At 75.3% G+C, this 13903-nt stretch carries 13 protein-coding genes; 7 read left to right on the forward strand and 6 right to left on the reverse strand.

All coding sequences use genetic code 11. The features are described 5' to 3' along the window. Positions 1 to 160: 160 nt before the first annotated feature. Both ACIOHG_RS11830 and hisC read right to left on the reverse strand, forming a co-directional pair. Positions 161 to 1453 (reverse strand): TrpB-like pyridoxal phosphate-dependent enzyme, encoded by a 1293-nt coding sequence (locus ACIOHG_RS11830; RefSeq protein WP_400948559.1) that lies wholly within the window; start codon positions 1451 to 1453, stop codon positions 161 to 163. A 125-nt stretch (positions 1454 to 1578) separates the two neighbouring features. Further along, positions 1579 to 2655: a histidinol-phosphate transaminase gene (gene hisC, locus ACIOHG_RS11835; RefSeq protein WP_400948560.1), complete on the reverse strand. Its 1077-nt coding sequence runs from the start codon at positions 2653 to 2655 to the stop codon at positions 1579 to 1581. A 287-nt stretch (positions 2656 to 2942) separates the two neighbouring features. Here hisC and ACIOHG_RS11840 point away from each other — a divergent pair, with 287 nt between their 5' ends. From ACIOHG_RS11840 to ACIOHG_RS11850, 3 genes are all read left to right on the forward strand, one after another. Then, on the forward strand, positions 2943 to 4100 hold the full coding sequence (locus ACIOHG_RS11840; RefSeq protein ID WP_400948563.1) for a LacI family DNA-binding transcriptional regulator: 1158 nt from the start codon (positions 2943 to 2945) through the stop codon (positions 4098 to 4100). Between the two features lie 145 nt (positions 4101 to 4245). Continuing rightward, a complete protein-coding gene (locus tag ACIOHG_RS11845; protein ID WP_400948566.1) occupies positions 4246 to 5391 on the forward strand; it encodes a metallophosphoesterase in 1146 nt (381 codons plus the stop codon). 154 nt (positions 5392 to 5545) lie between these two features. After that, positions 5546 to 6673, forward strand: coding sequence for a hypothetical protein (locus ACIOHG_RS11850; protein ID WP_400948569.1), 1128 nt, complete (start codon positions 5546 to 5548; stop codon positions 6671 to 6673). Positions 6674 to 6696: 23 nt separating this feature from the next. Here ACIOHG_RS11850 and ACIOHG_RS11855 read toward each other — a convergent pair whose 3' ends face one another. Beyond that, positions 6697 to 8154: an MFS transporter gene (locus ACIOHG_RS11855; protein ID WP_400948572.1), complete on the reverse strand. Its 1458-nt coding sequence runs from the start codon at positions 8152 to 8154 to the stop codon at positions 6697 to 6699. Between the two features lie 119 nt (positions 8155 to 8273). Between ACIOHG_RS11855 and ACIOHG_RS11860 the strand changes: the two genes are divergently transcribed. Continuing rightward, positions 8274 to 9272: an Lrp/AsnC family transcriptional regulator gene (locus ACIOHG_RS11860; RefSeq protein ID WP_400948574.1), complete on the forward strand. Its 999-nt coding sequence runs from the start codon at positions 8274 to 8276 to the stop codon at positions 9270 to 9272. Positions 9273 to 9534: 262 nt separating this feature from the next. Here ACIOHG_RS11860 and ACIOHG_RS11865 read toward each other — a convergent pair whose 3' ends face one another. Continuing rightward, complete coding sequence (locus tag ACIOHG_RS11865; RefSeq protein ID WP_400948577.1) at positions 9535 to 10755, reverse strand: M20 family metallopeptidase; 1221 nt, start codon at positions 10753 to 10755, stop codon at positions 9535 to 9537. An 86-nt stretch (positions 10756 to 10841) separates the two neighbouring features. Further along, positions 10842 to 11498: a TetR/AcrR family transcriptional regulator gene (locus ACIOHG_RS11870; RefSeq protein WP_400948580.1), complete on the reverse strand. Its 657-nt coding sequence runs from the start codon at positions 11496 to 11498 to the stop codon at positions 10842 to 10844. A 95-nt stretch (positions 11499 to 11593) separates the two neighbouring features. On the opposite strand from ACIOHG_RS11870, the gene ACIOHG_RS11875 reads away from it, so the two are divergent. The 3 genes from ACIOHG_RS11875 to ACIOHG_RS11885 all read left to right on the forward strand — a co-directional run bounded on the left by ACIOHG_RS11875 (position 11594) and on the right by ACIOHG_RS11885 (position 13289). Then, positions 11594 to 12118, forward strand: coding sequence for a carboxymuconolactone decarboxylase family protein (locus ACIOHG_RS11875; RefSeq protein WP_400948582.1), 525 nt, complete (start codon positions 11594 to 11596; stop codon positions 12116 to 12118). Next, positions 12115 to 12315, forward strand: coding sequence for a hypothetical protein (locus ACIOHG_RS11880; protein ID WP_400948585.1), 201 nt, complete (start codon positions 12115 to 12117; stop codon positions 12313 to 12315). The genes ACIOHG_RS11875 and ACIOHG_RS11880 overlap by 4 nt, the downstream gene beginning before the upstream one ends. Before the next feature lie 86 nt (positions 12316 to 12401). Next, a complete protein-coding gene (locus ACIOHG_RS11885) occupies positions 12402 to 13289 on the forward strand; it encodes a SecDF P1 head subdomain-containing protein (RefSeq protein ID WP_400948588.1) in 888 nt (295 codons plus the stop codon). Positions 13290 to 13474: 185 nt separating this feature from the next. Here ACIOHG_RS11885 and ACIOHG_RS11890 read toward each other — a convergent pair whose 3' ends face one another. Beyond that, complete coding sequence (locus ACIOHG_RS11890) at positions 13475 to 13873, reverse strand: type II toxin-antitoxin system VapC family toxin (protein WP_400948590.1); 399 nt, start codon at positions 13871 to 13873, stop codon at positions 13475 to 13477. Positions 13874 to 13903: the final 30 nt, after the last annotated feature.

The following is a 13903-nucleotide window of genomic DNA, read 5'->3' on the forward strand; positions in this document are numbered from 1 at the left end:
CTGGGTCCGTCGATCCGGACGAATCCGGACAGGCCACCCGCCCGGGGGCCGCGACCCCACCGGCGGACGACCGGCCCTTGACCCGCCTCCCAGGAACCTCCCAGCGAAGTCCGGTCACCGCTTCACCCGGCCGCCCGGCCCGACCGGCGGGCCACCCGGCTCAGTCGGTCAGCTTCCCGGCGAAGTGGTCGAGGTACGCCTGCATGTCGAAGTGGCCGTGCCCGGAGAGCGCGAACACGATCGCCTTCGACTCGCCGGACTCCCGGCAGGCCAGCGCCTCGTCGACGGCGACCCGCACCGCGTGGGTGGACTCGGGGGCGGGCACGATGCCCTCGGCCCGGGCGAAGGCGACGCCCGCCTCGAAGCAGGCGGTCTGCGGGACGGCCACCGCCTCGATCAGCCCGAGCTCCTTGAGATGGCTGACGATCGGCGACATGCCGTGGTAGCGCAGGCCGCCGGCGTGGATCGCGGGCGGGGTGAAGCCGTGCCCGAGGGTGTGCATCTTCATCAGCGGGGTGGTGCCGGCGCTGTCGCCGAAGTCGTAGTCGTAGCGGCCCGCGGTCAGCGAGGGGCAGGACGCGGGCTCCACCGCGACCGCCCGGACCGCCCGGCGGCCCGCCAACTGCTCGCCCAGGAACGGGAGGGCGAGGCCGCCGAAGTTGGAGCCGCCGCCGGCCGCGCCGATCACCACGTCCGGGTAGTCGTCGATCCGGGCGAACTGGGCCAGCGCCTCCTGCCCGATCACGGTCTGGTGCAGCAGCACGTGGTTGAGCACCGAGCCGAGCGCGTACTTGGCGCCGCCGCCGGAGCGGGCCACCGACTCGACGGCCTCGGAGATCGCCAGGCCGAGGCTGCCGGTGGCGGCCGGGTCGGCGAGCAGCGCGGCCCGGCCGGCCTCGGTGAGCTGCGAGGGGGAGGCGTGCACGGCGGCGCCGTAGGTCTCCATCAGGGCCCGCCGGTAGGGCTTCTGGTCGTAGGAGACCCGGACCATGAAGACCTCGCAGTCCAGCTCCAGGAAGGAGCAGGCCAGGCCGAGGGCGCTGCCCCACTGCCCGGCGCCGGTCTCGGTGACCAGCCGGGTCACCCCGGCCCGCTTGTTGTAGTACGCCTGCGCCAGCGCGGTGTTGAGCTTGTGCGAGCCGGTCGGGTTGCCGCCCTCGTACTTGTAGTAGATCCGGGCGGGGGTGCCGAGCGCCCGCTCCAGCCGCTCGGCGCGCACCAGCGGGGCGGGCCGGAAGCGGCGGTACAGGTCGAGGACGGCGCCGGGGACGTCCACCTCGCGCGGGCCGCCGAGTTCCTGGGCGACGAGTTCGGCGGGGAACAGCGGGGCGAGGTCCGCGGCGGTGACCGGCTCCCCGGTGCCCGGGTGCAGCATCGGCGGCACCGGCGCGGGCAGGTCCGGGAGGATGTTGTACCAGGTGGTGGGGATCGGGTCGGTGTCGTGCGGGCTCATCCGGGGTCTCCCTGCGGTGCGGTCGCGGCCGCAGGGGTCCTTCCACGCCGAGGGGGTGCGCAACCGCCGCGCGCACCCCCTGGACTGACGTTCGATCAGCTGGCGAGAGGCCAACTTCCGTCCGGTCAGAGCTCCTTGCGGAACGCCTCCGCGGCGGCCAGGAACAGGTCGTTGCCCGCGACCTCGCCGATCGACACCCGGACGCCCTCGCCGGGGAACGGGCGGACCACCACGCCGGCCTCGGCCGCGGCGGCGGCGAAGTCCAGGGTGCGCTCGCCGAGCCGCAGCCAGACGAAGTTGGCCTGCGAGTCGACGACCGTCCAGCCCTGGGCGCGCAGCGCGGCGCTCACCCGGGCGCGCTCGCCGACCAGCGCCTCGACCCGCTCCAGCAGCGCCTCCTCGGCGCGCAGCGAGGCGACCGCGGCGTCCTGGGCGAGCTGGCTGACGCCGAACGGGACGGCGGTCTTGCGCAGCGCGTCGGCGACCTGCTGGTGGGCGACGGCGAAGCCGACCCGCAGGCCGGCCAGGCCGTACGCCTTGGAGAAGGTGCGCAGCACGCAGACGTTGGGGCGGTCGCGGTACAGCTCGATGCCGTCCGGGACCTCCTCGTCGCGGATGAACTCGCGGTAGGCCTCGTCCAGCACCACCAGGACGTGCGCGGGGACGGCGTCCAGGAAGCGGACCAGCTCCTCGCGGTGGATCGCGGCGCCGGTCGGGTTGTTGGGGTTGCAGACGAAGATCAGCCTGGTCCGGTCGGTGACCGCGGCGAGCATCGCGTCGAGGTCGTGCGCCTCGTCGGCGGTCAGCGGGACGGGCACGGGGGTGGCACCGGCGACCCGGGTGATGATCGGGTACGCCTCGAAGGAGCGCCAGGCGAAGATCACCTCGTCGCCCTCGCCGGCGGTGGAGAGCACCAGGGACTGGGCGACGCCGACCGAACCGGTGCCGGTGGCGATGTGCTCGGCGGGGACGCCGAAGCGGGCGGCGAGCTCGGCGGTCAGCTCGCCGACGGCCATGTCGGGGTAGCGGTTGAAGCTCCCGGCGGCGGCGAGGGCGGCGTCCAGGACGCCCGGCAGCGGCGGGTAGGGGTTCTCGTTCGAGGACAGCTTGAAGGCGTCGGCGCCGGCCGGCTTGCCGGGCTTGTAGCTGGGGATGCCGTCCAGGTTCGGCCGCAGCCGGGGACCGTGCTCACGCTGAACCACGGGGTTCTCCGTTTCTTCTTCCTCGGCGGTGGCGCCGTTCCGTCCCCGGTCGGGTGCCGTGAACGATACCGACCGCCCTCACCCGTGAGGGTGAGATGCTCGTCCGGGTTACGGGTGCAGATCAGCCATTCTGCCGGGTTCCTTTGGCACATGTCAGAGGTATCCGAGCCGGAAAACCGCAGCTATCGAAGGGAACGCCCCAAACCTGTTCATGGAGAAACGTATCTTCTGCGACCTGTAGCGAAGCGGTCACGGAACGCCGTCATGAGCCATACGATCGGTCCGCCATGACAGCAGCAGCCAATCAGAACGGTCGTCGGACCACCGCATCACGGCGCCTGGAGCGGGCCGGCATCCGGGACGTCGCGGCGGCCGCCGGCGTGTCCATCACCACGGTCTCGGACGCCCTGAACGGCAAGGGCCGGCTCCCCGACGAGACCCGCAGCCGGGTCCGCGAGGTCGCCGAGCGGCTCGGGTACCGGCCCTCCGCCGCCGCCCGGACCTTGCGCACCGGGCGGTCCGGCCTGATCGGCCTGACCGTCACCACGTACGGCGAGGAGCCGTTCACCTTCACCGAGTTCGCCTACTTCGCGGAGATGGCGCGGGCCGCCACCAGCGCCGCGCTGGGCCGCGGCTACGCCCTGGTGGTGCTGCCCGCGTCCTCCCGGCACGACGTGTGGAGCAACATCGCGCTGGACGGCACGGTGGTGATCGACCCGCCCGACCAGGACCCGCTGGTCACCGAGCTGTACCGGTCCGGGGTGCCGGTGGTCTCGGACGGCAAACCGGGCAACTGCCCGGTCACCGCCTGGGTCGACAACGACCACGAGGCCGCCGTGCTGGGCATCCTGGAGCACCTGAGCGAGGTCGGCGCCCGCCGGATCGGCCTGCTCACCGGCACCTCCACCGACACCTACACCCGGCTCTCCACCGAGGCGTACCTGGCCTGGTGCGACCGGGTCGGCCAGGAACCGGTCTACGAGACCTACCCGGCGCACGACCCGGCGGCCGGCGCGGTCGCCGCCGACCGGCTGCTGGCCCGCCCGGACCGCCCGGACGCGGTCTACGGCCTGTTCGACCCGAACGGCACCGACCTGCTGGCCGCCGCCCGCCGCTACGGCCTGCGGGTCCCGGACGACCTGCTGCTGGTGTGCTGCAGCGAGTCCGACGTCTACGCCAACACCGAACCGCCGATCACCACCCTGTCGCTGAAACCCCGTCGGATCGGCACCACCGTGGTCAACCTGCTGATCGACGCGATCGAAGGAGTCGAGGCGGGCTCCGGCGCCGCCCCCGGCCGGCTGTTCCCGCCCCGCTACCGGACCGCCGGGCACGGCCCGCCGCCCGGCACCCTGATGCCGACCGAGCTGATCGTCCGGGCCTCCTCGCAGCGCCGCAGCCCGCGCACCACGGTCAGCCCGCCCCGCCCGCCCGGCGAGGTGTGACCCCGCCGCCCGCCCGCCGCCCGCTGGTCTGGACCAGCCCAGACCGGGGCAGACCGGGCGGCGGGGCGGCCCCGCCGCGGGGTCGGCGACATCGGATACCGACCGGGTGAGGACGCCGGGAGAGTGCGCTTCCTATGATGGGCGAATGACACCCGAGGACCTCTTCCGCGATCCCGAGCAGCCGTACTCGGGCCACGGCCCGCGCCAGGACCTCGACGTGCTCCCGCAGGGCTCCTGGTTCGAGCCGGCCGAACCCGCCGGCCACCCGTACGACGAGACCCACAGCACCTACGGCGGCGCCCGCTACCTCGAACAGCACTGGGCCCCCAGCGGCCAGTTCGGCGACGCGGCCCCCGTCCCCGGCCACTACGCGCCCACCGCGGCCGCCGCCTCGGAGGACCCGCCGACCATCGAGCTCGGCCCGCCGCTGGACGCCCCCCCGGTCGAGGTGCACTTCCCCTACCCGCAGCCCGAACCCGGCGAGGGCCCCGGGCCGCTGTTCGTCATCGGCGACGTGCACGGCTACCTCGACGAACTGCTCGCCGCCCTGCACCAGCAGGGCCTGATCGACGCCGAGGGCCACTGGTCGGCCGGCCGCTCCCGGGTCTGGTTCCTCGGCGACTTCACCGACCGCGGCCCCGACGGCATCGGCGTCATCGACCTGGTCATGCAGCTCGCCGCCGAGGCCGCCGCGGCCGGCGGCTACTGCCGCGCCCTGATGGGCAACCACGAACTGCTCTTCCTCGGCGCCGCCCGCTACGGCGACGAGGCCGTCCAGTCCACCGCCGGCACCGCCTCCTTCCTCGCCGCCTGGCGGCTCAACGGCGGCCAGCAGCACGACCTGGAGCGCCTGCAGCCGCACCACATCAGCTGGCTGTCCCGGCTGCCCGCGATGGCCCTGGAGGACGGCCACCTGCTGCTGCACTCCGACACCACCGCGTACCTCGAGTACGGCGAGACCGTCGCCGACGTCAACGACGCCGTGCACGCCCTGCTCGCCGACGAGGGCATCGACGAGTGGTGGGACGCCTTCCGCAAGTTCACCAAGCGGTTCGCCTTCCGCGGCCAGGCCGGCACCATGTCCGCCCAGGAACTGCTCGGCGTCTACGGCGGCTACCGGGTGGTGCACGGCCACAGCCCGATCCCGTACCTCACCGGCGACCAGCCCGAGGACGGCACCCCGCCGCACGTCCCCGGCCCCTACATCTACGCTGACGAGCTGGCCATCGCCATGGACGGCGGCGTGACCATGGACGGCCGCCTGCTGGTCGCCCGGCTGCCACTGAACTGACACCGCCGCGCGCGCCCGCGCACTGAACAACTGCACGGCGGCGCACGGCCGCTGACGGTCCTGAAGTTCCGGAAACAGGCTGTCCGCACGCTCCCGCGCACCCCTACGATCGAGGCCCACCGACTCTCCGTCGACCTCGTGGAACGGGGTACCCATGAGCAACCCCCCGCGCCTGCTCGCCGAGGACCGCGCCGCCTTCGCGCGCCTGCTCGACGACGCCCTGCGCGAACCCGGCGTCCGGCAGGCCCTCGCCGCACCCGGCGCACGCCGCACCGCCGAACAGCTGCACACCACGGCGCTCGCCGACGCCGACGCCGTCGCCGCGCCCGCCGCCCCCGAGTACGCGCACTACCTGGCGCTGCGCACCGCGCTCGCCGAACGCCCCACGGGTGTCCCGCCCGCCGGGCCCGGCGTCTTCCCCGTGCTCACCGTGCTCACCCCCGTGCTGGCCGGTGCGGCCGGCCTGATCCTGCTGCTGGTCGGCTGGCTGCTCCGGGCCGCCGACCCCGCGCTCGCGCTCGGCCGCTCCACCGTCACCGCCGGCGTCCTCGCCCTGGCCGTCGCCGCCGCCGCACTGCTGATCGGCGGCGCCGGACTCGTCCTCACCGCGCTGCGCGACGCCGCCGCCCCCGACCACGCCGATCCGCAGCAGCACGCCGACCTCGCCGAGGCCCGCGCCGCCTGGCAGGACGCGCTGCGCGAACGGGCCCTGCTGCCCTGGCTGCACGCCAACCTCGGCGCCGAACCCCCGGCCGCCCCCGTCCCGCGCCCCCGCACCGCCCCGCCCGAGCTGCACCGCCCCGGCTACAGCCGGGCCGCCTACGCCAGCCCCGGCTTCAGCAGCCCCGGCGCCGAAGGGCTCACCGACGCCGAGGGCCGGCGCCCCCGGCCCGCCGAGTTCAGCGGCCCCGGCTACTCCTCCCCCGACTTCACCAGCCCGGGCCCCGAAGGGCTCACCGACGCCGACGGCCGCCCCCGCCCCGACGGCCCCGGCTTCACCAGCCCCGGCCCGGAACGCCTCACCGACCCGCAGGGCCGCCCCCGCACCACCGACCGCAACCCCGGCTACACCGCGCCCGACTTCACCAGCCCCGCCGAGGGCCGCACCCCCCGCCGCCCCGGCTTCAGCAGCCCCGACCACGACAGCCCCGACTTCACCTCCCCCGACTTCGACAGCCCCGGCCCCGAGGGCATCACCGACGCCGACGGCCGCCGCCGGCCGCCCGGCTTCACCCCGCCCGGCCACGACAGCCCCGACTTCACCGGCCCGGACGAGGTCTGACCGGCCTCCGTCCTGACGGGCCGTCAGAGCCTTCGCTGCCGCAGTGCCAGCGCCACCGGCACGCCCAGCGCGCACGCCGCCGCACAGGCCGCCCACACCAGCGTGTAGGCGCCCTCCGAGGGCACGCCCGGCCGCAGCACCAGGCGGTCCAGCACCACCGCCGCCAGCACGCCCGCCGCCGCGCCCGCCAGCGACTTCAGCGTGTTGTACACGCCCGTGCCGACGCCCGTCCGGTCGGCCGGCAGCCGCCGCATCAGCAGCGCCGGCAGCAGGCTCAGCCCCAGCCCCGCCCCGTACCCCGCCAACGCCCCGCCCAGCACGAACTGCCAGGCCGCCGCGTGCCCCAGCGCGATCACCCCGTAGCCGGTGGCGCACAGCGCGAACCCCAGGCCCAGGACCCGCGACACGTCCTGACGGAGCGTCAACCGGTGCGCCGTCAGGGCGCCCAGCGTCGCCGCCGCCGTCTGCGGCAGCACCAGCAGGCCCAGCACCAGCGGCACCGCGCCCAGGCCGTACCCCGTCTCCGCAGGCCGCGCCGCCTGGAACGCCAGCGTCGGGCCCTGCGCCCCGTACAGCGCGCAGCCCAGCAGGAAGCTCAGCCCGAACACCGGGGCGGTGGCCCGGCGGGCCAGCAACCGGACGTCCACCACCGGGGTTTCCGCGCGCAGTTGCTGCCGGACGAACAGCGCCAGCAGCAGCACGCCCGCCGCCAGCAGCAGCCCCGTCACCGCCCCCGGCAGCACCCCGCTCGCGCCCAGGCCCGCCAGCAGCAGGGTCAGGCCCAGCGAGAGCAGCGCCGCCCCCGCCCGGTCGATCCGGCCCGCCGCCCGCACCTGCGACTCCGGGACCAGCCACCACACCACCGGCAGCACCGGCACCGGCAGCACCGCCAGCGCCCACAGCAGCGGCCGGGTCGCCGCCGGGTCCGCGCCCAGGCCGCCGACCGCCAGCGCGCCCAGCGTCGACCCCACCGTCAGCGCGCCCACCAGCGGGCCCACCGCGCGGCCGCCGCGCTCCTCGCCCAGCCGGTCCCGCAGGACGGCGAACTCCAGCGGCAGCCAGCACGCCAGGAACCCCGACAGCGCCCGGCCCGCCAGCAGCACCGGCAGGTCCGGGGCCAGCGCCGTCACCACGGAGCCCAGCAGCGTCAGCAGCACGGTGGCCCGCAGCAGCCTGCGGTGCCCGTACAGGTCGCCCAGCCGGGAGGTCAGCGGCACCGCGACGCCCGACACCAGGAACTCCGCGCCCAGCGCCAGGCTCAGGTCGGCGGCCCGCAGGTCCAGGTGCTCGCCGAGCCGCGGCAGCAGGATCGGGAACCCGCCCTGCAGCACGCCCGAGGCGAACTCGACCAGGGCGAGCAGCGGCACGGCCGCGGCGGCGGCCCGAACGGCAGGACGGGCGGGGTCGGCGGGGTCGGCGGGGTCAGCGGGGGAGTCGTCGGGGCCGGGGAGGTCGGCGGTCGGGCCGGCGGTCGTCGTCATCGGCGGTTCCACGGGGGTGCGCAGGGGTGGGGGTGGCCGACAGGATGGCTAACCTGGAGACCCCGGCAGCGCCCGCGCACGAATCCGTTCCTGCGGCCGACCCCGCGCAAGGATCAGCCATGATCGACGAGTTGGACCTGGCCCTGGTCGACGCCCTGCGCGTCGACCCGCGGGCCCCGTGGTCCCGGCTGGCCGCCCCGCTCGGCGTCGACCCGGCCACCCTGTCCCGCCGCTGGTCCCGGCTCACCGCCGACGGCAACGCCTGGGTCACCTGCTACCCCGACGCCGACCGGATCGGCCGGGGCCTCACCGCCCTGGTCCAGGTCGACTGCCCCGCCGACCGGGTCGGCCGGGTCGCCGCCGAGATCGCCCGGCACCCGCAGACCGCCAGCATCGAACTCGTCACCGGCGACGCCGACCTGCTGCTCACCGTCGCCGCCTACGACCACGCCTCGCTCACCGGCTACCTGCTCGACCGGCTCGGCACCGTCCCCGGCGTCCTGCGCACCCGCACCACCCTGGTCGAACGCACCCTGGTCGAGGGCAGCCGGTTCTCCAACGGCGCCCTCGACGCCGAACAGCGCCGTGCCATCGCCGCCCCGCCGCCGGGACCGGGCCGCCACGGGCCCGGCGGCCACCGCGTCGAGGAGGACCTCGCCCTCATCCAGGCCCTCGGCGCGGACGGCCGGATGTCCTACGCGGCACTCGCCGCCCGCACCGGCCTGCCCGCCAGCACCGTCCGCCGCCGCCTCGCCGAACTCCGCGACTCCGGCCGCGCGGTGCTCCGCTGCGACGCCTCGCCCCAGGTCACCGGCCACCCCGTCGGCGCGATGCTCTGGCTGGACGTCCCGCCCGCCGCCCTCCCCGACACCGCCCGCCACCTCACCGCCCTCCCGCAGACCCGGATGTGCGCCGTCACGGTCGGCCCCGCCAACCTCGCCCTCTACCTGATCACCCCGCAACTCCCCGACCTCCGCCGCATCGAACAGGACCTCGCCCACCACCACCCCGCCATCCGCGTCCACGACCGCCACGTCACCCTCCGCACCCTCAAACTCGTCGGCCACCTCCTCACCCCGGACGGCCGCCGCACCGCCTACGTCCCCATCGAGCCGTAGCTCGCGGCCGCCGCGCTCTCGCGGGAGCGAAGCTCCGTCCCGGGCCCGGGGTGGAGCGCAGCTCCATCCAGGGGCCCGGGGAACGGCGGAGCCGAGGGGCGGGTGTCCGACGGGCCGCGAGGCGCCACCCCGTTTCGGGCCGAAGGTCTTTCGGCCGACGCCCCGTGGCGCCCCACTGTGTCCCGGCGATCAGCCCCTCGGCCCCGCCGTTCCCCGGGCCCCTGATTTCTCCGTCCCGCCTGCCGAGAAGTTCCCCGGGCCCCTACCTGCCGTCCCGGGTGCCCAGGGCGAGGGCCGCGAGCAGGGCCGCCGCGTCCGCGAGGACGCTGTCGTCGAAGCGGGCCTCGGCCGAGTGGTTGTACGGGGCGGTGAACGGGTCGGCCTCCGCAGGACATGCGCCGAACATGACGTACGCGGCCGGCACGTGCCCCGCCAGCACCCCGAAGTCCTCCGAGCCCGCCAGCGGCCTCGGCATCTCGATGTACCGCTCCTCACCGAGCAGTTGACGCACCGTCCGCTCCACGTACCCGGCCTCGGCGGGGTCGTTGACCGTCACGGGGTAGCCGTGCTCGACCGTCGCGTCGACCTCGCAGCCGTGCGCCTCGCCGATGCCGCGGACCACCCGGACGGCCTCGGTGAGCACCCGTTCGCGGGCGGCGGGCGAGAAGGAGCGGACGGTCGCCGCGAACACCGCCTCGTCCGGGATGACGTTCTCGACCGTTCCGGCGTGGAAGGTCCCGACCGTCAGGACGACCGGGTCGAAGGCGTCGAAGCGCCGGGTGACCAGGGTCTGCAGGGCGAGGACGGCCTCGCACGCGGCCGGGACGGGGTCGAGGCCGAGGTGCGGGCTGGAGCCGTGGCCGCCGCGGCCACGGACCACCACGCGCAGGGTGTCGGAGGCGGCCATGATCGGCCCGGGCCGGCCCGCGACGTACCCGGCGGGCAGCAGCGCGGCCCCGACGTGCAGGGCGTACGCGGCGGCGACCCGCTCCCCGGCGGCGTCCAGCACGCCGTCCTCGACCATCAGGGCCGCTCCGCCGCCGCCCTCCTCGCCGGGCTGGAACATGAACACCACGCTGCCGGCGAGCTGTTCGCGCCGTTCGGCGAGCAGCCGGGCCGCGCCGACCAGCGCGGCGGTGTGCAGGTCGTGCCCGCAGGCGTGCATCGCGCCGGGGACCTCGGAGGCGTACGGCAGGCCGGTGTTCTCCTGCACGGGGAGGGCGTCCAGGTCGGCGCGGAGCAGGACGGCGGGACCGGGGCGGGCGCCGCGCAGCACGGCGGTGACGGAGGACAGCCGGGTCCCGAGGGTGAGCTCCAGCGGGAGGCCGTCGAGGGCGGCGAGCACCTTCTCCCGGGTGCGGGGGAGGTCGAGGCCGATCTCGGGTTCGCGGTGCAGGGCGCGGCGGAGCGCGACCAGTTCGGGCCGGAGCGCGGCGGCGGCGCCGCGCAGGGTGTCGAGTCCGGGGTGAACGTCGGCCGACATGGGTGCGCCTCCTGGGTGGACGGGGAGCGGACGGTTCTCCCGCATCCTCGCCCCGGGCCCCGGCGGGTCGGGCCGGGGCGCACGGATCACCCCCGATCGGCGGCTGCCGCGCACGATTCGTCCAGCGCCGCACCGCCCGCTCCCGCACCGCCCGCTCCCGCACCGGCCGTTCCCGCACCGGCCGTTCCCGTGCCCGCCCCCGCCAGCAGCGCGGCGGCGACGGCCCGGGCCTCGGCGGCGGCGGCCGGGGTGCCCTCGCGCAGGGCGGTGACGATGGCGCCGTCCATCAGCAGGACCAGGCGGCGGGCGAGGGCGGCGGCCTCTTCCTCGGAGCGGCCCTCGGCGGCGAGCAGGCCGGCCACGTATCCGACCACCGCGCGCTTGTGGGCGGCGGCGACCCGGTGCGCGGGGCTGTCCGGGTCGGCGGTCTCGACCATGGTGTTGATGAAGGCGCAGCCGCGGAAGTCGGCGCGGGCGAAGCGTTCGGCGAGGGCGTCGAAGACGTCCAGCGGGCGGCCGCCGCGCTCGGCGACGCCGGCGGCGAGCCAGTCGCGCCAGGCGCGGTCGCGGCGGGTGAGGACGGCGACGACCAGTTCGTCCTTGCCGGTGAAGTGCCGGTAGAAGGAGGCCCGGCCGACGCCGGACTCGGCGAGGATGCGCTCCACGCCGACGGCGCGGATGCCCTCGGCGTAGAAGAGTTCCTCGGCGGTGTCGAGCAGGCGGGCGCGTGCGTGGGTGGCCATGTCCCCAAGCCTAGCCGGTGGTTGACGAATTACGGTACCGATCAGTACCGTCTCTGCCGTCAGAACGGAACCGATCGGTACCATCTGGAGCGACCGTGCCACGCCTGCCACTACTCACCGCGGACCCGGACGGACTGCTGGAGCGCACCCGCGCCCGCCTCGGCCGTGTCCCGAACCTCTACGCCACCCTCGCCAACTCACCTGCCGCACTGGGTGGTTACCTCGCCCTGCACGAACAGCTGGGCAGCGGCGCGCTCGGCCCGAAGCTCCGCGAACAGCTCGCCCTGCTGACCGCCCAGCACAACGAGTGCACCTACTGCGTCAGCGCCCACACCCTGCGCGGCCGCCGCCTGCTCCACCTCACCGACGAGCAGCTCGCGCGGGCCCGCGAGGGCGCCGACGACACCGACCCGCACGCCGACGCGGTGCTGCGGCTGGCCGACCGCATCCTGCACACCCGCGGCCGGGTCACGGACGAGGAGCTCGCCACCGCCCGGGCGGCCGGCGTCACCGACGCCGAACTCGCCGAGATCACCGCCCACCTCGCCCTCAACACGCTCTCCAACTGGTTCAACCACCTGGCGCAGCCCGTCCTCGACTTCCCGGAGGTCCCCGCATGACCCCGCAGCCCCGCCGCGGCACCGTCGAACTCCGCCCCGGCTACACCGTCCTGGACGCCACCGGCACCCCCGTCGACCGGGCCGAGGACGTCGCCTTCACCCTCGAAGGCGGCTTCGTCCACCTCCGCCTCCCCGGCACCGACACCGTCCAGGTGGTCGCCGCCCCGGCCGTCCAACGCCTGGCGTACCCGGCCTGACGGATCATCAACTCTTGTCCTTTTCCTCCGAGTTGAACATTCCTTGACCGCCCCCGGGGCGGCGGCCCGGCTGCCAGAATGGCGTCATGAAGCCAACGATGCGGACCTCGACGCGGATCGCCGGCACCACCGTCCTGCTGCTCGCCTGCGCGGTCGGCGCCGCGGCCTGCGAGTCCGGCGGCCCGGCCCCGAAGGCGGCCGGCCCCCGGACGGTCACGGTCTTCCGCACGGACGGGCAGCTGAGCGGCGACGCGCTCACCCGGGCCGCCGAGCAGCTCCGCCGCCGGGCCGAGTTGCTCGGCCTGCCCGACCCGCAGGTCAGCACCGGCTCCGGCACGCTCTCGCTCTCCGTCGCCGGCCCGCCCCCGGGCGATCAGCTCGCCGCCCTCGTCCACCGGCCCGCCCTGGAGATCCGCCCCGTCCTCGCCGACGCGGTGGACGGCAGCGCGCCCGGGGCCACCGGGACCACCGTCCCGCCCGCCCTGCGCGCCGGGTTCGACGCCCTGCACTGCGCCGCGAGCCCGTCCGCCGGAGCCACCCCGTCCGTCAGTGCCACCCCGTCCGCCGCCGACCCGGCCGCCGGGGCCGTCGCCTGCGGCAACCCCGAGCCCGCCGACCGCACCCGCCACAAGTTCGCCCTCGGCCCGGTCGCCCTCAAGAACGCCGACATCGCCGACAGTTCCGCCGCCGCCGACCCGCAGGGCGGTGGCTGGCAGATCACCGTCCGCTTCACCCCGGCCGGCGGCACCGCCTTCGCCGACCTCACCGGCCGGATCGCCTCCGAACAGCCCCCCGGCAACCAACTCGCCGTCCTCCTCGACGGCACCGTCATCACCCACCCCTACGTCCAGCAGTCCATCACCGGCGGCGAGGCCGTCATCACCGGCACCTTCACCCAGGACCAGGCCAAGACCCTGGCCGCCCAACTCGCCACCGCCACCCTCCCCGCCGGCCTCCGCCCGGACTCCCCCTGACCCCACCCGGCGACCGGCGACCCGGCAGCCGGAGACAGCACGAAAAAAGGAAGCGCCGCGCCGGGAGACCCCCCTTCGTCTCCCGGTACGGCGCGCTCGATGACACCGGGTCAGTCGGCCGGCGGGAGGTGGACCCGGTTGCCCTGGGCGGCGAACTCGGCGGACTTCTCGGCCATACCGGCCGTTCAGGGGCAGATCAACTCAATGGTCGGGAAGTACGTGCGGTACCGCGTGGCGTCACGAGTGAGCAGGCGATGGCCCCGGACGGCCGCATGCGCGCCGATGTAGAAGTCCGGCAGCGGTGCGGCCTTCGTCCCGCCCTGCTTCCGGTACCGCAGGAATGCCTTCCCTGCCAGGAACCCCGCCTCATAGGGAAGCGGCTCACGGACGAACTCCTCGGCGGGCAGGACCGCGTCCAGGTCCTCGATCGCCGCGTACGCCACCGAGACCTCCGCGTAGACGATCGGATTGATCACCACCTGCCCCACATCCTGAGCCTTGGCCAGTTCGGCCTCGGACCAGTCGGCCCAGGTGGGGTCGTCCGTCATCAGATCCAGCAGCACGCACGAATCGACCAGGGTCACCGGCCGAATCCGCGCTTGTTCCACCAGCCT

This window comes from Kitasatospora sp. NPDC088134, from assembly GCF_044741705.1.
In the GTDB taxonomy this organism is placed as follows: domain Bacteria; phylum Actinomycetota; class Actinomycetes; order Streptomycetales; family Streptomycetaceae; genus Kitasatospora.